Origin of the sequence: Glycomyces algeriensis, from assembly GCF_027622855.1 — a bacterium.
GTDB classification, from domain to species: Bacteria; Actinomycetota; Actinomycetes; order Mycobacteriales; family Micromonosporaceae; genus Glycomyces; species Glycomyces algeriensis.
The window spans coordinates 74,098-95,595 of sequence record NZ_JAPZVR010000015.1 but is presented as its reverse complement, the minus strand read 5'-3'; the positions used below and the strand labels follow the sequence as shown (position 1 = coordinate 95,595).

Sequence of the window (21,498 nt, the reverse complement as noted above, 5' to 3'; positions counted from 1 at the left end):
CCGGCCCCGCCGCCCCCCCCCCCCCCCCCCCCCCCCCCCCCCCCCCCCCCCCCCCGCCCCCCCCCCCCCCCCCCCCCCCCCCGGCCTCAGTCGTTCCTTTCCGATTTAGCTGGCGATTGCAGTGGCCGCCTTGAAGGTGGCACTTGCCGCGTCGGCCCAGGCGAAGCGGTTGAGCGTGTTGCTACCAGGTGATGTGATGAAGAGGCTCCCCGGGAGCGCGGCGAGCGCGGTCCCGAACTTGCCGTTGGTGATCGGTGCGGGGTCGTAGACGACGGTGTCGACGTCGGCCGCTGGGACGGCCGCACTGGTGATGTGAACGAATCCGTCGTCGTCGGCGGTCTTGTAGTCCTCATCGGTGACACCGATCGCCAACTGCAAGGTGGCCGCGTTCGCCTGCACGGTCGGGTTCAAGTCGAACAGGCCGACGGTGGCAGCGACGTGATCGTTGTTCTCAGCCGCATCGCTGAGAGCGGAACCCTGCGTGTAGTTCGCCACATGAGTGGAGACGTTGGCGGAGTCGAGATTTACCAGGTGGACCAAGCCGCCCTCGATGATGGTGTTGCTGCTGATGTCCTCTGCCGGGACTGTAAAGGCCAACCTGGTCTGAACGTCGTTGACGCCGCTCCCAGAGGGCCAGTAGTCGACAGCGGCAACAGCATGCCCGAGACGGTCTCCTGCCTCGACACCGGATGCGAGGATGGCGTCCTCTTGATCGATCAAGTCGATATAGGAGGGCTGCCCGAGACTGGAGATGTTCTGGCTGAACAGGAACGTCCCGCCGGAGTCGACGATCTGGCTGGTGCCTCCGTCTTCGTAGGGGGCTCCGACGATGAACCGAGTAGGCGTTGAGGCAATCGAGTACCCGAATTGGTCGCCCGATTCCACCGTGTCGCCCACGTTGACGGTGTTCTGGTCGATCCAGACCTTGGTGCTTCCTTGCAGATACACCAGGGCTCCTGCGTCGACCACTTCGTTGCTGTTGTCGCCGTCGCGGGATGAGCCCGTCGTGTCGGTTTGGACATCCTCTCCGGGGACGCCGATGATGACCACAGGAGTGCCGTCAGTGCGGTTGCTCGCTGCGACGGAGAATCCGTATCGATCGCCTGCTTCGCTCGCGCCGGGGACCCCGATCTTCTGCTGGCTGAACCAGTCCACCGCCGAATTGCTCACCCCCGAAGGCGCACCCGGAAGGATGATCGCCGAGCCGGAGCCGCTGTTCTCGCCGGGAACACCGACAACGATGTCGGAGCACCCGTCGCCGTCACGGTCGTAGGTGTCGACCGCGTACCCGAATTGGTCACCGGCTTCGACGGTTCCGGCAGTGCCGTGAGTGCGTTCGGCGACGATGCCGACCGCTCCGGTAGCACCGTCGACGAAGTAGAAGCCACCGGAATCGGCCAGACCGCCTGCGTCGTGCGTTCCATTGGCGATCACGGCGTCCGGGTACCCGTCCCCGTTGACGTCGCCTTCGGCGCCGAAGCAGGTGGTCGGGTCTGCCCAGGCCGGGAGGGCCACGGGATACGTACCATTGGTCGAGGCTCTGGTCCACAGGGCCCCGATGGCCCCGCCGACTCCCGCTCGCAGTGTGAGGAGATCGTCACCGCCACTTCCATCGACATTGCCCATTGCCAGGTCGACGTGCTGCCATTGGGTGAGGTCGGCGGTACACCCGGTGCAGCGATTGGCATGCGCCATCGTCTTCATCTGGTACTGATCGAGTCCGGGGTCGAAGATCGCTGCTTGGAGTCGGACCCGCGAGGAGTTGCGGTACGACATGACGAAGTCAGGGAAACCGTCGCCGTTGACGTCGCCGATCGTGACGCGGTCGCGATCGGTGTTCCAGTTTCCGGAGGCGTTCATCCGCAGCACCGGTTCGGCCAACGCTGGTGCGTCACCGGAGGCCGAGCAAAGCCCGTCGACCTTGTTGTTGTAGCGGATATAGATGTCGGCGAGGTTGTCAGCACCGGTCCGGATCTCGGCGATGTCGCCGCAGTCGTTGTTGTCGAAGTCGGCTGCGGCGAGTTCGATCTGGCGGGAAGAACCGCTGCCGGTGGCGAGCCGGGTCTCAGTGCCGAAGATGCAATCGTCGATGCAGTCCGCGGCGTCAAGCGATACGCCCCAGATCGAGTAGCCACTGGCACCGTCGCTGCGGAGCATGACGACGTCATCGGCTTCATCGCCGGTGAAATCGGTGACTTGGACCTGGGTCTCGGAGAGCAGCCATTCTACTTCGAATACGCCGTCTGCATTCGCATCGAGATTCTCGAGTTTGAGTTTTGGTTGAGTGAAGTCGTTGAACCATTGGCCGTCCACGAGTTCAGCGCCGCAGCCGCCCCGGACCCCGGTGAACGCGTTGATTTCGATTCCCGAAGTGCCGGGTACCGCCAAGATGAGGTCGTCGCAGGCATCCTGGTTGACATTTCCCGCGCGCCATTGCGCATCGTCGAGGTGCCAACCGAAGTCTTCCAGGACTTGCGCGTATTCCGTTGACAGCGCCGGTTTTTCGCTCCGGGTGAAATTGCCGGCGCCGTCGTTTTCCAGGACGTAGACCTCTGAGTGTCGTTCCTTCACGTTGACGGCTGCGAGGGCGTCGGTATCGCCGTCGCCGTCGAAGTCGCCGCTGACGAGTTCGCTGCGGGTCTCACGGACGTTCTCGTCTGAAAGCGCGGCAACCTGCTGACGGTCGAAGGCGCCGGTCGAAGTGACGACACTGTCGATGGTGCCCGGGAAGAAGGCGCGGACCGTCCCACCTCGCAGTTCGGAGCCGATCCGCAGCGCGCCTGTCGAGGACCAGAGCGTGAAGTTGCGAGTCGTGGCGCTGCCCTTGGCTTTATCGTCCTCGGCGACATCGTCGAGTTTGATGCCGTTGACGTAGAGGGTCGCCGAGCCCGCCGTGCTCGATGTCGGTGCTGTATAGACCACGGTCAGGTGGGTCCACTGGCCGACTGCGGCGTTGTGTTCGGAGAGCAGATTGCCGGTGAGCTCCGCGCCGGAGGCGTCGCCGCTCGTCGCGCGGAACGTCCACTTCTTGCTCGAAGCGATGTATCCCAGATAGAACGGGCTGTTGTGGGCGCCGTCCTGGCTGATGATGGTGGCATCGGAGTCGTCGCTGTCGAGACGGACCCAGGCGCTGATGGTGAAGTCGCTTGCGGTGTTGATGACCTGCGAGGTGGAAGTGGCGGTCGAGTTGACGCCGTTGAAGCCGCCGCCTTGACCGGTGACGCCTTCGACCAGCTCGACGGTGCCGTTCCCGGTGAGGGTGTTGCGGTAGCCCGAGGCGTCGGCGAAGGAGGTGTTGGTGTTCCCGTCGAAGCTCCAGGAGCCGTTGGTGTGCTGCCCCCAGCGCTGGATCTCGCCGAGGCTGATGGCGCGGTCCCAGACCTTGACCTCGTCGATGTCGCCGGCGAAGAAGGTGGTCGATGCGCCCGCGAACAAGTCGCGGCCGAGCACGAACTTGCCGGTGGCGTTGAAGGTCCCGGTGATCGTGGTGGTGCCCTGAAGCTGGCCGTTCACGTAGATGCGGATCTGCTTCGTGGCGAGGTCGTACACGCCGGTGACGTTGTACCAGGTGTCGACTTTGGCTCTCGTCGTCGAGCCGGCCGAAGGGCAGGTCGCGGAGCTGGAGTCCTGCGAGCAGGCGACGATGAGGAACTTCTGGCTCTCACCGTCGTACTTCAGCATGAATCCGGAGTTGACAAGGCCGTCCTGCGAGGCGATCGAGTAGTCCACGTCCGTCTCGTGGATGCGGACCCAGGTGGACACGGTGAACGACTTGGCGGTGTTGACGACCTGCGCGCTGGTCTGCGCGTAGTCGTTGACGCCGTCGAAGGTGAGGTAGTCGTTGCGTCCGCTTTCGGCGTCGCCCTCGGCGCTGGCGCCCCAGACCGCGCCGCTCACCGTGAGCGGTCGGGTCAGGTTGTAGACGTATGAGTAGTCGGTGTCGGCTGCTGTGGTGCCCGAGCCCTCATCGAGCTTCCAGTGCGTCACCGGGTCGGTGTAGTCGTCGACGAGGAACTTGTACTCCGTCTCGGCAGAGGTGTTCCCGTTCTTGTCGTAGGCCCAGACCGACAGGGTCAGCGGGCCGCTCGAAGGCATCTTGATCGGGACGGTGATCGGCTTCCCGAGCGACGGGGCCGCGATATTGGTCGCGGAGATCAGACTGGTGTCAGCCGCGTCTTGGAGACTCCATTTGTATCCGGCGGTATCGGTGCTGGTGGAGGCGAAGGTGAAGGTGCCGGTCTGGCCGAACCCGCCGTGGATCACACCGTCGTTGGGGTAGTCGGCAGAGGTCACCGTCGGTGCCTTCGGCGCGGTCTTGTCCACGGTGACGGTGCACGAGGCGGAACCGGGGCCGTTCACCTTGCCGTCGTTCGCGTAGGCCAGGGCGGTGTAATTGCCGTCGGCGAGCGTGGAGGTCGGGATACCCGGCCAACTGGACGTGGTCTTGTTCGCCGCATCAACGGACCGGACGGTCACCGCTCCGGTGCTCTTGTTCGTGAACTTGAGGTAGCCGGTCATGTTGTCGGCTTCGGCGTCGGAGAACGTGGCCTTGGCCGACCACGACACGCCGGCGCCGAGGCTCACGGTCTTGCCGGTGGTGCAGGACTTGCCGCCTATGAGCAGGTTGGTGGGCTTGTTCGGCGGGGTGTTGTAACGGACGGAGAGGTGGACGCCGCCGGAGCCGGAGTCGGTCTTCTCAGGACCAAAGCGCCGGAAGGAGTTGCAGCACGAATCCTCGTTCGAGACCTTCATGCCGAACTGGATGGACTTGTCGCTGGTCGCTGCGACATCGGCGACATACCCGGTGACGTCGGTGGTGATATCGCGCGGCGCGCCGCATCCCGAGCCGACGCCCTCTTCTCTGGTGGCGAGCTTGTCACCCCAGGAGCCGGGCTTGTTCCATGTCCATTTGCGAAGGTTCGCATCGAGTTCGTAGATGCCGAACGACGGGGTGACGTCATTGCAGTTCGGCACCCACGAGTAGGTCATCTGGACGATGAAGTCAGCTTCGAGGATCTGACGGCCCCGGAACTTGTCGGTGTTGAACTCGAAGGCCAGACGCCAAGTCTGCTCCTTCGATCCATCCTGCCGGTGCGCGCGCCCGAGTCGGGCGGTGCCGTTCTTGTCCTTCTCGAAGGACCCGCCGTTGAAGTAGTTGGTGTTCGCATAGGAGCCGTAGTCGGACGCGAGTGCCCAGGCGCTCTTGCCGATGCTCACCCATTTCGGGTCGATGCGTATCGGATAGACCGCGGCTGGATCGGCGAGCATCGCCGCGTCGGGGGTCAAGGTCAGCACACTGTCGGAGTAGGCGGTGCCGACGGTCGCGCTCAGCGCGAACGAGGAAGGCGACCATTCGATCGACGCGGAGTCGCCCGCGTCCTCGTCCGGCGGCGTCGAGTCCCACATCGTCGGCGTAGGCCCGGCGTAGACGACCGCGCCAGAGTAGTCGCTGATCTCAAGGGCACCGGTCTCGCCGACGGCGGCGGTGAATCCGTCGAGTTCGACGCCGAGCTCGATGCTCGCTACATCGGCCGAGGCCGCGGCCTCGGCCGTCTTGACTTCGAAGACCTTGGCGAAGCCGTCGTTGGTCGCGCGGATCTTCAGGTCGACACCGGGGAAGACCTCGGCGAACGTTGCCGTGTCACCGCTGATCACGGGGTCGGGTAGGTTCTCGTGCCAGGTGTAGGCGACGGAGCGGTCGTGGATGTCGGTGATACGGGCGATGACGTTGTCGCCGCCGCCGGATATCTCAAGACCCGAGTCGCTTGTGACCGGGACGAACGTGCCGTTCGCGGATTCGACGAGCGTGTTGTCGATCGGCGCCCAGGTGCCGTCGCCGGTCAGAGCCTGGAACGGCTCGAGCGCGATGTCTTCGACGAAGGTGCCGTCAGGGGCGGCGTAGACCTCGGACTCGGCGGTCGCCAGGGAGTCGATCTCGACGTTCGCGCCCGTCGCGGCAGCCTCCGCGACCGCGTCCGCGATCTCGGTGTCCACCGCGGTGTCCGTCGAACGGGAGCCGGGCGGGATGCCGACGCTCGCGGAGGGGACGGCCGCGAGCGCGGGCGAGGGGGAGATGAGAGCCGCCGAGACTGCGCCACAGATGGCGAATGCCATGAGACGCAACGGTATCGGCGTTCGGGGTATGGGTTGCAAGAGTGCTCCCTATTCGATTGGTGGGGGAGTGCGCGTCTCGGGGGAGAGGGCGCGACTGCGGTGAGTATGCCAGAACTGTGGCGGTTGAGGTAGGACAGTCGTTGTCCCACAAAATGGACTCATCTGCAAATCTGGGGTCAATGTGTTGATTGTTCTGAAGGGACTCTGCTACAGTCCCGTCCGAAACAACTTCATGTACCCCGACTGGAGCCCTCTGTGGACCTCACCCCTCTGCGTCCCGCCCCGTTCTCGAAGCGTCCGAAACGCCGCATCCGTCCTGACTTGCCAGAGTCATTGGAGATGCCATGGCGTGCGTCGAGATCGGTCCTGATCCGGCGCGGTGTCGTCTTCGGAACCGCGGCCTCGTTGCTGGCAGGGTTCTTGTTCTGGGTCGGGTCGTGGACCCCTGAGTACGCACCGGAAGCAATCGACCAAGTGGACTCGGTCCCCGGGGCCGACATCGAAGCCGAGGACCTCGAGCTGCCCGAGGACGCGACCGAAGACCGGACGCTCACGGGGGATCAAGCCATCGCATTCCCGGCTCTCGGGTCTGCCGAGGTGACCCTCGTTCCAGGTGAAGCGGCCGACGTGCCCGAGTTCGGCCTGAAGGTTCGAGCCGACGCTGGGGACCATGCGCCTCAGAAAGTCCAGATTGAGCTGACCGCTGCTTCCTCCGGGGACGGTCTGCAGTGGGAGTTCAGGCGCACCGATGGTTCTTCGGAAGCCGGTTCGGTGTCAGTCGAATTCGACTACACCGCCTATCGTGCCGCAGGCGGAGGGGACTGGGACGACCGCCTGAAGCTCTACGGCGCGGACGGCACCGAAATCGCCTCTGACAACAACGGCGTGGACGGCACGTTGACCGCGCAGGTCGCGCTCGTCCCTTCACGCAGCGGCGGCGGTTCTGTCGGCACCGCCAGTGCGGATACCGAAGGCGGCCACTCCCAGACCGGTACGTCGTCGGCAACTGTCACGCTCGCCGCTTCCGCGTCGGGTGCCAACGGCACCTTCGCGGCGACGAGCCTCGCCCCCGCCTCGACATGGTCCGCAGGCAACCCCACCGGCGACTTCTCCTGGTCGTACCCGATCGAGACGCCCTCTTCGGCCGGAGGCCTCGACCCTTCGATCGGCCTCGGCTATTCTTCCTCCGCAGTGGACGGACGCAACGAGTCGACCAACAACCAGCCCTCCACCATCGGCGAAGGGTTCTCGTTCGACCCCGGCTACATCGAGCGAAACTACAGCGCCTGCCAGATCGACGATGAGGACGGCGCCAACAACCCCCCCGAGGCCGAGACCGGCGGTGACCAGTGCTGGGCGACCGACAACGCCGTCCTCTCACTCAACGGATCCGGCGGCGAGCTCATCCGCGACGACGCCTCCGGCGCATGGAAGATCAAGAACGACGACGCCTCGAAGGTCGAGCACCTCAGCGGTACGACCAACGGCGACGACAACGGCGAGTACTGGAAGGTCACCACCGGTGCCGGCATCCAGTACTTCTTCGGCCTCGGCCGCCTGCCCGGCTATGGCTCGGGCGACGCGGAGACGGAATCGACCTCAACGGTCCCGGTCTTCGGCAACCACTCTGATGAGCCCTGCCATGCGACCGCGTTCGACGACTCCTCGTGCGACCAGGCGTGGCGCTGGCGACTTGACTGGGCGGTCGACACCCACGGCAACGCCATGGCGTACTTCTACGACGCTGAAGGCAACCACTACCTGCGCAACCTCGATGCGGACCATCCCGTCGCCTACGACAGAGGCGCGAACCTCAAGCGCATCGACTACGGTCTTCCTTCGACCGACGGCTACGCGTCCGCGACCAACCGCGTCGTCTTCACCTACGCCGATCGTTGCGTGGAGGGCGCGACCTGTGACTACGACCACCCCGAGAACTGGCCGGACACTCCGCTCGACCAGTACTGTGACGGCACCGTCGAGGACTGCGCCGACCTGTATTCGCCGGTGTTCTTCACCGACCAGATGCTCACCACCGTCACCACTCAAGTGAACGTGAGCGGCTCCTGGACCGGCGTTGACAAGTACGCACTCAGGCACTCGTTCCCCGACCCGGGCGACAGCACCCGCGCTGGTCTCTGGCTGCAAGGGATCACCCGCACCGGCCTGGCCGGAACCACTCCGGTCGTGCTGCCCGAGACCACGTTCGACGGCATCCAGCTGTCCAACCGGGTCCAGAAGACCCTCGACACCAATCCCCGGATGAACTGGTTCCGGATCTCGGCCATCCGCAACGGCACCGGCGGCATCACCACCGTCACCTACACCGACCCGCAGTGCGATGCGAAGGCCGGCGTCATGCCGTCGTCCCCGGAGCGCAACGACATGCGCTGCATGCCGATCATCACCACGACCGCCGAGGACAACAACGGCACGCCCGAATACGACTGGTACAACAAGTACCTGGTCACTAAGGTCGCCCAGATCGACGCCGTCGGCAACTCCCCGCCGGTCGTCACCAGGTACGAGTACGTGGGCACGCCCGCCTGGCGTTTCGCGGACGACGACGGCCTCACCGACCCGGAGTACAAGACCTGGTCCGACTACCGCGGTTACTCGACCGTCCGAACCGTCACCGGCATCGCGTCGGAAGGCGAGCTCGTCACCGAGACCTCCTACTTCCGCGGACTCCACGACCAGAAGCTTCCCGACGGCACCACGACGTCTGTCAAGGTCGACGGCATCACCGACTACGACGAGTACGCCGGCCGTCCGCGCACCGAGAGCACCATTCTCGACGGCGCCGTCATCTCCAAGACGGTGACGACCCCGTGGCGATCGAGCGCGACCGCCACCCGCGTCCGCGACTGGGGCACGACTCACGCCCGCCACACCGGCACCAGTCTGGTCACCTCCTCCTCGCTGCTCTCCGACGGCACCTGGCGCACGGCGACCGCGAAGACCACGTACGACTCCTACGGCATGGCCATCAGCACCGAGTCCTCCGGGGACATCGAGATCCCCGGTGACGAGCAGTGCGTCAAGATCACCTACGCTCGCAACACCTCCAAGTGGATCATCGACAAGCCGGTCCGCACCGAGACCTTGTCGACCACCTGCGCGGCCACTCCCGTCTACCCTGACGACCTCATCGCCGACGAACGCGTCTACTACGACTACGCCACCGTGCACACCACGGCGCCGACGAAGGGCGACATCACCAAGACCGACACCGCCAAGGACTACGTCAACGGCGCCCCGGTCTACCTCGTCACCGGGTCGATCACGGTCGACGGCTACGGCCGCGGCCTGACCTCCACCGATGTCGACGGCAACGTCACCCGTACCGATTACACGCCGACCACCGGCGGGCCGGTCACGCAGGTGAACACGACGAACGCGCTGGGGCACGTCACCTGGCAGGTGCTCGAGCCGCTGCGCGGCAACGTGGTCAAGTCCGTGGACGCGAACAACCACTTCACCGAGATCGAGTACGACGCTCTCGGCCGTGTCACCGCCGGCTGGAGCCCCGACCGGACCAAGGGGGCCGGTTACGACCCCGTCGCCACGTTCGAATACCTCCTCAGCAATACGGATCCTTCGGTCACCATCTCCCGCGGCATCAACGCGAACGGCGGGTACACCACCACCTATGAGCTGACCGACGGCTTGGGGCGGTCGATCCAGACCCAGACCCCCGCCCCCGACGGCGGGCGGATCCTCACCGACACCGTCTACGACACCCGCGGTCTCGTCCACAAGCGTCACGACGGCTACTACAACTCCGGCGACCCCTCCGGCGACCACTTCTATCCGGAGGACAACCAGGTCCCCAGCACCACTGCGTTCGAGTACGACACGCTGGGCCGGGTCACCGCGGAAGTCTTCTACTCCTACGGCACCGAGCAGTACCGCACCACCACGAGCTACGACGGTGAGAAGGTCACCGTCATCGACCCCGACGGACGCGGGGCCACTTCGATCGCCGATGTCAACGGCAACACCGTGGAAGTGCGCAACCTGCGCACCGCGGACCCCGACGGGCTCTACGACGCCATCACCTACGACTTCGACCACGCGGGACGTCTCGCGTCCATGACCGACCCCGGCGGCAGCACATGGACGTACGAGTACGACCTGCTCGGCCGCAAGACCGCGGTGAACGACCCCGACACCGGTCGCACTGAGACCACCTACTACGACAACGGACTCACGAAGTCCGTCACTGACGTCCGCAACCAGAGCCTCTGGTACACCTACGACAAGCTCGGCCGCCTGAAGTACGTCCGCAAGGGATCGCTCACCGGCACGGCCGTGGAGTACTACACGTACGACACCTACGGGAAGGGCCTTCCGGCACTCTCCTACAGGTTCGAGGAGAACGGCGACTACTACCTCACCCGCGTCCTCTCCTACGACGCGGCCGACCGCCCGAACGGCATCCGCTACACGCTCCCCGCCAGTCTGGGCGCGGGCGTATCAGGGGCCTTCGAGTACTGGTACACGTATTACGCGGACGGCTCGGTCGCCGAGACCGACTACCCCTCCGGCGGTGGCCTTGCTTCCGAAAGCGTCATCACCACCTACAGCGACCTCGGTCTGCCCGAGAGCACGTACTCGGCACGGCAGTGGTACGTCTCGGACTCGACGTACACGAAGTTCGCGGAGCCCTCGCAATTCACGCTCGACCCGGACGGCCCCAACGACACCGCCGCGCCGGTGGCCTGGCAGGCGTACTCCTATGAGGACGGCACCCGTCGCCTCACCGGTTCCCGCTTCGCCATCAGCACCGGCACCCAGAACCTGATCAGCGATGTCGCCTACACCTACAGCGACGGCGGCCTGATCACCTCCATCGACAACCAGTCCGCGCTCGGCGCCGACACGCAGTGCTTCGCCTACGACTACCTCAAGCGGATCACCGACGCGTGGACTGGCACCACTCCTGCGGCCTGCGAGGGCAAGCCGACGAGTGCCGGCTCCGTCAGCGGCGCTGCCGAATACTGGCAGTCCTGGACCTTCGACGCTGACGGCAACCGCAAGACCCAGGTCGACCACCTTGCGGGGGCGACCACCACCTACAAGTACGAGTCCGCGCAACCCCACACTGTCACCTCGACGGTCACCACCTCGAGCGCGGGAAGCAAGACGCTCTCGTACGTGTACGACGCGACCGGCAACACCACTACCAGGCCGAACGAGTCCGGCGTCGTCGAGACGATGACCTGGTCGAGCGACGGGAAGCTGGAGACGTCCGGGGTCAGTGGCGACATCACCGACTACGACTACCTCGCAGGCGGCGGCCGCGTCAGCCGCACCGACCCGGACGGGACCGTGACGGTCTTCTTGCCGGGCATGGAACTGGTGAAGGGCTCCGACGGGGTGGTCACCGCCTCGCGCTACTACACGCACGGCGCCCAGCAGGTCGCCATCCGCACCAACGACGACAACGTCTCCTGGCTGGCCACCGACGCGCAGGGCACCGGCACCGCCACCGTCGACGCGGATTCCCACGCCACCCAGGTTCGCTACTACGACATCTACGGCAACGTTCGCGGCGCCCCGGTCACCAACTGGGTGGACGAGCGCGGCTATCTGGGCGGTACTGAGGACCCGTCGGGTCTGACCCATCTCGGTGCACGCGAATACGATCCACAGCTGGGCAGTTTCATATCAGCTGACCCGATCATCGACGCGTCCAACTCCCAGCAGATGGGCGGCTACGCCTACTCCAACCACTCGCCCGTCTCCTTCTCGGACCCGAGCGGTCTCGCTGCCGGGTACAACAGCAACGGCTCGTGCATCGACGGCGACTGCTCGTACTACTACAACGACAAGGACCTGCGCAGCAAGGAAGACTGCGACTACTACAAGGGGACCTCTGCCGCTTGCGGCAAGGGCGCCGGTTCCGGCGCCGTCGGTGAGAACCAGAAGGCCAAAGCCGACGCTGAACGCGACGTCGACGAGGACCTCCAAGAGGACGCCGAGAAGGCCCAGGACATCCTGAACACCTCGATCATCGACGTGGTGATCGACGTGGGCGCTGAGATCCTGCTCGACCTGATCGGCGTGAACGACATCATGTCCTGCGTCGGCTCGGGCGACATGATGTCCTGCGCCTCGCTCCTCATGGACCTCATCCCTTGGGCGAAGGTCGCAAAGCTCGGAGCGAAGCTGTTCAAGGCCGCGAAGATGATCTACAAGGCCGTCAACGCTTTCCAAGAAGCCGTCTCTTGGGCCAAGAACACCATGAAGCGCTACGGCGACGCCATCAAGTCGTCGCTGAACCGCGCGAGGAACAGCCCCTGCAACTCCTTCACCGCCGACACAGAGGTGGTGATGGCCGACGGCACGACCAAACCGATCACTGAGGTCGAAGCCGGGGACGAAGTCCTCGCCACCGACGAGGAGACCGGCGAGACCACCGGTCGCGAAGTCGCCGCCACCATCGAAGGCACCGGGGACAAGACCCTCATCGCGATCAGCGTTGACACTGACGGCGACGGCACTGCGGACGACACGGTTACCGCGACTGATGAACACCCGATGTGGATCGCCGACCCGGCCACCACGACGCAGGCCATCCTCGCCCTCAACGCCGAAGGCTCCGGTACCGCGGATCCCAGCGAGACCGAGGGCCTCACCGGGTCTGGAGGCGGAGGTCCGCCGGCCGACATCCTGACGACTCAGGACGACGCATCCGACGACGCTCCCGCTGAGGAGCCTGCAGAGCCGCTCGCCGGGCAATGGGTCAACGCCATCGACCTCAAGATCGGCCAGCTCCTGCGCACCAGCGCCGGAACCTGGATCCAGATCACCGCCCTCGACGTCTCGACCGAATACACTACGGTCTACAACTTCACAGTCGCCGAAGACCACACCTACTATGTGACCGCCGGCGACACCGACTTCCTCACCCACAACTCGAATCAAGCCGATGCGTGCGTGCCTGGGGGAGCCGACAACCTTGCCGATGGCATCAACATGGAGACTGACGACGCCCTCGACACTGCAGAGGAGTTCCTCGGCGAGGGATATGTCGAAGCGGCTCCTCCGGGCCGATTCGTCAGTTCGGACGGGCTCCGGCAGGTTCGGATGACTGATGCTGATCTTGCCCACCCAGTTCAGGATCCACACTTCAATTTCGAGACATTTGCAATTCCAACTGGTCCTGGAGTTCGACAGAAGCCAATTCGGAACGATCACGTATTCCTGCCCGAGGAAGAAGGGTGGAAAGACTAACATTGGAAGATTTCATCCTCGAGGACGTTGAAGCTCGAGAAGTGACTGTCCGGGTGAAGCCCTACGACAGAAGTACTGGAGTTGTGAGCTGGTGGGAGCCTAACGCTCAGCTCTCAGTTTCCATCGTAGAGTTCAGCTTTGGGCGTGAAATTGATATTCAGGGGAATAGGGACGGACTTGTTTCACTGGCCCGTTTCCTACTTACCCTCGCTCAGGACGAAGTTCCGAACGGAAGGGATATTTTGCTGGATTCGGAGGAGCTGGACGGCGAGTCGGAGACGTTGCGAATTCTGATCCAAGAACCGTAGAAATTGCTTGAGAAAATCGCCTTCAAGCTTGGATTGTTCGGCCCTCGATTCGACCCGCTCGCGAAGTGCTCGCCGCATATTCAGTTTCCTGAAGACGATCCCGGCGCCAGCGGCCGTCGTTAGCCAGCAATTGAGCGTCAGCCGTGCCAGCGCTGCCATAGGGCCGCGTAGGCGCCGCCTTTCGCGATGAGCTGGTCGTGGGAGCCGAGTTCGGTGATGCGGCCGTGCTCGACTACGGCGACGCGGTCGGCGTCGTGGGCGGTGTTGAGGCGGTGGGCGATGCTAACGACGGTGCGGCCCGCGAGGATGCGGTTGAGGCCCTGCTCGATGTCGCTGGCGGCGTTGGGGCTGAGCATGGAGGTGGCCTCGTCGAGGACGATCACTTCGGGCGCGGCGAGGATGACGCGGGCGAGCGCGACCTGCTGGACCTCGGCCGGGGTCAGGGCGTGGTCCCGGCCGCCGACGAGCGTGTCGAGGCCGTCCTCGAGCCGGTCGGGGAGGTCCCCGGCGCCGACGACCTGGAGGGCCTCGCGCAGCTGCGCATCACCGGCTCCGGGCGCGCCGAGGCGCAGGTTGGAGCCGAGGGTGTCGTTGAAGAGGTGGTACTCCTGGGTCGCGAGGATCACGAAGCGCCGCAGCAGGGTCTCGTCGATCTCGCGGGTCTCCGCGCCGCCGACGCGGACCGTGCCCTCGTTCGGCTGGTGTATGCCCGCCATGAGTCGCGCCAATGTGGACTTGCCTGCGCCGGTCGGGCCGACGAGGGCGAGCCGCTCGCCCCGGCGCAGCGCGAAGTCCACGCCCTTGAGGACCGGCTTCTCGGTGTCGTATCCGAAGTGGACGCCCTTGAGCTCGATGATCTCGTCCTCGTCGCGGTTCGGCCGCGCGTCACCGCCGGCGGCCTGCTCGCCGCGCACGCCGATGAGTCGCGCCAGTGAGACCGTGCCGTTCTGCACCCACTCCAGGGACAGGATCATCTCGATCGCCGGGGCCACCGCGAGCTGCATGATGAGCACCACCGTGGTGGTCTGCGCGATCGTCAGGTACCCGGTCGCGGTGAGCACCCCGCCGAGGAGCAGCGCGGTGAAGCACGGCAGGAACGCCGAGAAGTCCAGCACCGGGAACAGCGTGCCGCGCAAGCGCATCGACCGCATCTGCGCCCCGAACAGCCGGTCCACCGCGCGGTCCGTATGGGCGACCCGCCGCGCCTGCCAGCCGAGGGCTTCCACCGTCTTGACGCCGTCGATGGTCTCCGCGACCGCCGACGTCAGGTCGGCCTTGGCCGCCTGCACGTCGTGGAAGATGTTGAACGCCCGCTTGAAGTACCAGCGCAGCACCAGGACCATCGGCGGCACCGCGACCAGGATCGCCGCGCCCAGCACCGGCGAGACGAAGAACGCCCCCGCCACGTACACGAGCACCGTGATCAGCCCGGTGAAGAACTGCGGTGCGGCCTGCACGAGCGAGTGCTGCACCTGCGCCACGTCGAGGCTGGTGCGCGACAGCAGCTCACCGGTTCCGGCCGCTTCGACCTGCCCCGGCGGAAGGGCGAGCGTGCGCTCCATGAACTCCTCGCGCACGTCCGCCACGATCTGCTCCGAGAGCACCGCGAGGTTCCGGTACGACGCCCATGTCAGGACCGCCTGAGCGAGCACCGCGGCGAGGATCAGCGGGATCTGCCACCGCAGGTCCGGGCCCGGGGCGGCGGTGCCGCCGCGCGCCCAGGTCGCGAACGCGTCGGTCATGAGCCCCACGATGTACGGCGTCGACATGCCCGCGAGGGCGGCGCCGACGATAAGGGCCACAACGAGACCGAAGCGCACGCGGTGTCGCCCGACCAGGGCCCGCAGGTACCGCCGGGTCTCGGCCGAGGTGGCGATGGGGAGGGTCGCAGGGCTCATCGGGTGACCGCCTCTCGGTACTCGGCCTGGTGCAGCAACTCGGCGTGCGTGCCCGCCACGGCCTCGTTCCCCGCGAGGAACTGGACGCGGTCGCAGACGGCGAGGAGCTGCGGCGAATTCGTGAGGATCGCGGTGGTCCGGCCCCGGCGGTGCCGGGCGAGGCGGGCGGCGATGCGGGCCTCGGTCTGGGCGTCGCAAGCGCTGGCGGGGTCGTCGAGCACGAGGATCTCGGGGTCGGCGAGGAGCGCGCGGGCGAGGATGAGGCGCTGGCGCTCGCCGCCGGAGAAGTTGCGGCCGCGTTCGCCTGCGACGGTGTCGAGGTCGTACCCGGCGCTCGGGACCTCCTCGCTCTCGATGAGGGAGGGGTCGACGCCGACGATGTCGACGGCGGAGGCGGTGTGGAGGGCCCGCATGATGTCGGCGTCCGTGCGCTCGCCGTCGACGTCGAGCTGGTCGCGGAGGGGCCCGCTGAAGAGCTGCGCGCGGGCTTCGAGGAGGTGCACGTGGCGCCGCACGGTGGCGGTGCCGAAGGCGTCCAACGGGATGGAGCCGATCCGGGCGGGTTCGCCGGTCTCGGCGTAGCCGCTGAGGCGGTCGAGGAGCTCGGTCGCGCCCTTCCCGTCGCCGGTGACGATGCCGGTGGTCAGGCCCGGTTCGATGGTGGTGCCGCTGGCCGGGTCGTGCAGGGGTTCGCCTGCGGGCCAAGGCTGCTCGTCCGCGGGTTCGGGCTCGGGATGCTCGTCCTGGAGCTTCTGGAACCGCCCGGAGGCGACGATGGCGCGGGTGAGGGCGTCGACGCCCTGGATGGTGTAGCCGAGGGGGCGGGTGAGGGCGACGAGGTAGCCGAAGAGGGCCACGAACTCGCCGGCGGTGATGGTGCCGTTGAGGGTCATCTCGGCGCCCATCCACAGGACGAGCACGAGCAGCGTCCCCGGCAGTGCGAGGCGCGCGAACTCGAGTCCGGCAGCGGTGCGCCGCACGCGGACTCCGGCGCGGCGGGACGCCTGCGAGGCGGTCTTGTAGCGGGCGGTGAAGTGCGCTTCGCCGCCGATGCCGCGCAGCACGCGCAGGCCCGCGACGGCGTCAGTGCCGATGCCGGTCTGCTCGCCGATGCGGTTGCGGAACTCGCGGCCGCGCGCTTCGAGGCGCAGGAACAGGGGCCGCAGGAGCATGAACATGGCCGGGACGCCGACGCCGGCGGCGAGCACGAACCACCACGAGAGGGTGGCGAGGATCGTGAGCGCGAGTACGAACGCGAGGAGCGCGGAGGCCAAGCGGCCGAACATCATCGAGACCGAGCTGAGCGCGTGCGCGTCGGCAGCGGAGATCGCCACGAGTTCGCCCGCGTCGGCCCGGGACCGGAGGCGCGAGCCGACCGCGACGACGGTGTCGACGAGGCGCCGCTGGACCCTGAAGTCGGTGTCCATCGCCGTGTACATCATGTAGAAGAAGCTGGCGACGCCCGTGACGGTGGCGATGCCGATGCAGGCCATGAGGGCCGCCGACCACCAGTAGAGCGCGGTGCGGTCGCCCGCGACGAGCCCGTCGTCGACCGCTCGTCCGACCACATAGGGCACGAACTGCTGGCAGCCGAGGAACGCGAACGAGACCAGCGTGCTCATCGCGAGCATCCGCCACTGGGATCGGAACAGCCATCCGATGACGGCGACTGCCGGTCTCGGGTGCGAAAGGGGTCCGCCCGGGTCGCGCGGGGGAGTGAAGCGTGCCATCTGGAGCCGCCTTCGGGTGTGGGGGTCGGGCGCGGGTGAACGCTACCGGCCGCCCCCGGTCCCGCGACACTCTTTTTTCAATGGTTGGACGATCTCCTCGTCACATTTTCCGGTGCCCTTGCGCCACTGCCGAACGCAGCCGAAACCAGTGGCGCCGCGCCCCCCGATCCCTGGATACTGGGCCGATGCCTCGGGACACCGCTTACCACGGCGCGCTCGGCGACGCCTTCGCCGCGCACGCGGCCACCGGCGCGTACAACGCCTACACCGACCGGCCCGCGATGCTCGCCCTCGCCGGCGACGTCGCAGGGCACCGAGTGCTCGACCTCGGTTGCGGCGCAGGCCTGTACGCGGCCGCGCTCCTGGACCGCGGCGCGACCGTGGTGGGCGTCGACGGCAGCGCCGAGCTCGTCGCCCACGCCCAGACCCTCGTCGGCGACCGCGCCGACCTGCTCGTGCACGATCTGGAGCGGCCGCTCGACTTCGCCGCGGACGCCTCGTTCGACATGGTGCTCAGCGCCCTCGTCATCCACCACCTGCGCGACCGCGCCGGCTTCCTCGCCGAGGTCCGCCGCGTGCTCAAGCCCGGCGGGCGGTTCCTGGTCTCGACCACGCACCCGGCCGCCGACTGGCGGCACTTCGGCGACTCGTACTTCTCGCAGGAGTGGGTCGACCTGCACGTGCGCGAGGGCCTGCCGCCGATCCACTTCCAGCGCATGACGATCGAGGTCTTCATCGGCGAACTCCTCGCCGCGGGCTTCGCGATCGAGCGGCTGGTCGAGCCCCGCCCGGTCCCCGAACTCGAGGCCGTGGACCCCGAGGCGTTCGCGAAGCTCAACGCCCGGCCGTCGTTCCTCGCGATGCGCCTGCGCCGACCGGAGGCCTAAAGGGTGTTTGAGAAACCCCGCCGGTCGCTATCCGGCCCATTCGCCCGCTCGCTGCGTTGTCAGGACCCCTGCATTCAACCGGTATGCAGTGGCCCCTCCGCGGTCTCGGCGAAGCTTGCGAGCCGTCGATCGGCATTGCGAGCGAACGAATGGACTCGGATACCGACTCGCCGGGACTTCTCAAACACCCATTAGCGCCGGACTACCGGTCCGCGAGCCCCGCGTCGTGGACGAGCAGCGCCAGCTGCACCCGGTTGTTGAGCCCCAGCTTGCTCAGCGCGGCGGAGACGTGCGTCTTCACCGTGGGCACGCTCAGGTGCAGCGCCGCCGCGATCTCCGCGTTCGAGCTGCCCCGTCCGACCTCCACGGCGACCTCGGTCTCGCGGTTGTTCAACGCGCCCAAGCGTTCCCGCGCCTCACCGCGGCGGTCCACCGGGGCGCCGCCCGCGACGATGCCGATCAGGCGTCGTGTCACCTCGGGTGAGAGGACCGGCTCCCCGGCCGCGACGCGCCGCACGGCCGCCACGATCTGGGCCGGCGGCGTGTCCTTGAGCAGGAATCCGCCCGCGCCGGCGCGCAGCGCCCGCCGCACGTGCCCGTCCGCCTCGAACGCGGTGAGCACCAGGACCTCCGGCGCGTTCGGCGCAGCCCGCAGCCGCTCGGTGGCGGTCAGGCCGTCCACGCCGGGCATGTGCAGGTCCATGAGCACCACGTCGGGCCGAAGTCGCGCCACCAGCGCCGGCACCTCGGTGCCGCTGCCGGCCTCGCCGACGACTTCGAGGTCCCCGGCGCCGCCGAGGATCATCCGCAGTCCGGCGCGCACCAGCGGGTCGTCGTCCACGACGAGGATCTTCACGGAGGGCAGCTCGCTCATGCGGTCCAGGGTAGCCACGCGTGCACCCGCCAGCCGCCGTCGGCCGTCGCCCCGTATTCGAGCCGCCCGCCCGCGAGCGCGGCCCGCTCCTCGAGGCCGATGAGCCCGTGGCCAGGTCTGGAGGCGGAGTCGGGTCCGCCATCGCGGCCCGGCCCGTTGACGACGGTGACGCGGAGCCCGTCGTCGACTCGTCCCTCCACAGTGACCTGTACCGGTGCGTCCTCGGCGTGCTTGCGCGCGTTGGTCAGCGCCTCCTGCACGATCCGGTAGGCGGTGCGCCCGGCACGTTCGGGCACGTCCCCGTCCACGTCCGCGGCCAGCTCGATCCGCATCGCGGGCCGGGCCTCCTCCACGAGCGCGTGCAGGTCCGCCATGCGCGGTTGCGGCAGTTCGCCGATCGGCGCGCGCAGGATCGCGATGATCTCCCGCAGGTCGCGCATCGCCAGCGTGGACTGCTCGCGCACGACCCCGGCCGCGCGGGCCAGCTCCTCGGCCGGGGCGTCGGGCCGGTACTCCATGCCGCCCGCGTGCAGGCTCAGCAGCGAGAGCCGGTGCCCGAGCATGTCGTGCAGTTCGCGGGCGAGCTCGTCGCGCGCCCGCTGGCGGGCCCCCTCGCGCTCGTCCTGCTCCGCCTGGGCCGCACGGGCCTCCAGTTGGCGCCGGTACCGCGAGAACAGGCCCCAGCCGGCGACGGCCGCGTGCAGCGACAGCGCGAACCCGATCGACCCCGCCAGCGGCATCTCATCGGGCCTGATGACGATGTAGACGCCCGCCGCCACGAGCGACGCGGCGTACACCCACGCCGCGGTGCGCAGGGGCCGCCGCACGACCACCGCGTACAGCATCACCAGCAGCGGGAACGCGATGGTCTCGGAGTAGGTCGAGGCGATGACGAGCGGCACGGCCGCCTGCACGGGCCAGCGCCGCCGCAGCCACAGCAGCGGCAGCGCGAGCAGCCCGGTGGCCATGTCGAGGTCGAACAGCCAAGGCGGCGAAGGCATCTCGGCGCCCAGTCGCTCCCCGGCGATGAACAGGTAGGTGAACACGCCGACGGCGAACACGCCCAGGTCCACCGCCACACCGCGCGCGCCGCGCCCAGGGCCGGTGCGGTGAGCCCTGACGGCCGCTATCCGGCGCATTCGGCCGCTCGCCGCATTGTCGGGGCGCACTCGGATATCGACTCACCCGGATTCACCGCACAGGCACTATCTCGCTCGCCGTTCATGCGCCCGAACCTATCCGTCCCGCACCGCCCGCGGCGAGCTTCGCCGCCCGATCCGATACTTTCGTCGGCCCGCGCGATCCCTCGGTCGCGCCCCGAGCCCCGCGATGCGATGCCTTGGACGGGCCGGTCGCGACCGATCGCCGATGCGCCGGGCCCGCCCCGGCCCATAGCGTCGAAGGCATGGAAACCACCACCACCTCCCTCGATGCGCCGCAGCGGGTCGGCCCGGTCCGGCTGCTCCTGGTGCTCGCGCTCCTCGTGCTCTCGCCGATCGCGGCCGAGAGCCTGGTCGGCTACGACGACACGACCGGGAACGCCCTCGCGCTGCTGGCCGGCCTCGTCGTCTTCATCCCCCTGTACGGCGCCCCGGCGGTGCTCCTGCGCGAGGCCGCGCGCCGGTTCGGGCTCGGCTGGGGCGCCGTGCTCGCGATCGCGGCGGCGCTCGGAGTCGTGCAGGCCGGGATCATCGACCAGTCGATGTTCTCCGAGGACTACCGCGGCATCGACTACTGGCAGGAGCTGGTCGGGCCCACCTGGATCCCCGCGTTCGGATTCGCGGCCTCGACCGCGCTCACGTTCGTGCTCGGGCACATGATCATGAGCTTCGCCGCCCCGATCGCCGTGGTCGAGGGCCTCGGGCCCCGGTCCGCCGACCGCCCGTGGCTGCGGCCGTTCGGGCTGATCGTGACCGTGCTGCTGTACCTGGCCGGGGCCTGGATGGTCCTGGACTGGCACTACGAGACCGAGACCGACCACGCCTCGGCCGGCCAACTCGCGGGTGCGGGCGCGGTGGCGGCACTGCTCATCGTGCTCGCGCTCGCGTTCGGCCGCAGGAAGGCCGTCCGCGTGGAACGGCGCATCCCTCCCTTGTGGGTGCTCGTCGCCGCCTCGGCGGTCGCGGTGTTCTCGTTCGGGCTGTACGAGACCTGGGCCTGGGTCGCCGTCACCGCAGGGATGCTGTGCGCCGCCGGCCTCGCCGCCGCCTACTTCGCGCGCTCGACCGCATGGGGCCGCCGCCAGGTCACCGCGATCGCGATCGGCGCGCTGCTCTCGCAGGCGCTCACCGGGTTCCTGGCAACGCCGATCGGCGACGTCGACCCGGTCGCGAAGTACGGGCACAACACGGCCGCCGTGCTCCTCATCGCGGTCCTCGGCTGGTTCGCGCTGCGCCGCACCCGCTGAATCCGTTGCGGGAGGGCGGGGATTGCGCAAGGCTGAGG

The 21,498-nt window shown here is 67.5% G+C and carries 9 protein-coding genes; 4 read left to right on the top strand and 5 right to left on the bottom strand.

The window, feature by feature from the left end; all coding sequences use genetic code 11:
* Positions 1–105: 105 nt before the first annotated feature.
* The gene (locus tag O2L52_RS20930; RefSeq protein WP_270117980.1) at positions 106–6,114 is read right to left on the bottom strand and encodes a LamG-like jellyroll fold domain-containing protein; all 6,009 of its coding nucleotides are present in this window, start codon (positions 6,112–6,114) and stop codon (positions 106–108) included.
* Positions 6,115–6,885: 771 nt separating this feature from the next.
* Between O2L52_RS20930 and O2L52_RS20925 the strand changes: the two genes are divergently transcribed.
* Together O2L52_RS20925 and O2L52_RS20920 are read left to right on the top strand one after the other, a co-directional pair.
* Positions 6,886–13,356, top strand: a complete 6,471-nt coding sequence (locus O2L52_RS20925; RefSeq protein WP_270117978.1) for an RHS repeat-associated core domain-containing protein — start codon at positions 6,886–6,888, stop codon at positions 13,354–13,356.
* Between the two features lie 2 nt (positions 13,357–13,358).
* Positions 13,359–13,664 carry an Imm32 family immunity protein gene (locus O2L52_RS20920; protein WP_270117976.1) on the top strand — a complete coding sequence of 102 codons (306 nt, stop codon included), beginning with the start codon at positions 13,359–13,361 and terminating at the stop codon, positions 13,662–13,664.
* 137 nt (positions 13,665–13,801) lie between these two features.
* On the opposite strand, the gene O2L52_RS20915 is transcribed toward O2L52_RS20920, so the two are convergent.
* A complete protein-coding gene (locus O2L52_RS20915) occupies positions 13,802–15,562 on the bottom strand; it encodes an ABC transporter ATP-binding protein (RefSeq protein ID WP_270117974.1) in 1,761 nt (586 codons plus the stop codon).
* A complete protein-coding gene (locus O2L52_RS20910; RefSeq protein WP_270117973.1) occupies positions 15,559–17,184 on the bottom strand; it encodes an ABC transporter ATP-binding protein in 1,626 nt (541 codons plus the stop codon). Before O2L52_RS20910 ends, O2L52_RS20915 begins: the two co-directional genes overlap by 4 nt.
* A gap of 293 nt (positions 17,185–17,477) precedes the next feature.
* On the opposite strand from O2L52_RS20910, the gene O2L52_RS20905 reads away from it, so the two are divergent.
* The gene (locus tag O2L52_RS20905; RefSeq protein ID WP_270117971.1) at positions 17,478–18,179 is read left to right on the top strand and encodes a class I SAM-dependent methyltransferase; all 702 of its coding nucleotides are present in this window, start codon (positions 17,478–17,480) and stop codon (positions 18,177–18,179) included.
* A gap of 202 nt (positions 18,180–18,381) precedes the next feature.
* Here O2L52_RS20905 and O2L52_RS20900 read toward each other — a convergent pair whose 3' ends face one another.
* Positions 18,382–19,053, bottom strand: coding sequence for a response regulator transcription factor (locus O2L52_RS20900; protein ID WP_270117969.1), 672 nt, complete (start codon positions 19,051–19,053; stop codon positions 18,382–18,384).
* Positions 19,050–20,132: a sensor histidine kinase gene (locus tag O2L52_RS20895; protein ID WP_270117967.1), complete on the bottom strand. Its 1,083-nt coding sequence runs from the start codon at positions 20,130–20,132 to the stop codon at positions 19,050–19,052. Before O2L52_RS20895 ends, O2L52_RS20900 begins: the two co-directional genes overlap by 4 nt.
* A gap of 326 nt (positions 20,133–20,458) precedes the next feature.
* On the opposite strand from O2L52_RS20895, the gene O2L52_RS20890 reads away from it, so the two are divergent.
* A complete protein-coding gene (locus O2L52_RS20890; RefSeq protein ID WP_270117966.1) occupies positions 20,459–21,460 on the top strand; it encodes a hypothetical protein in 1,002 nt (333 codons plus the stop codon).
* Positions 21,461–21,498: the final 38 nt, after the last annotated feature.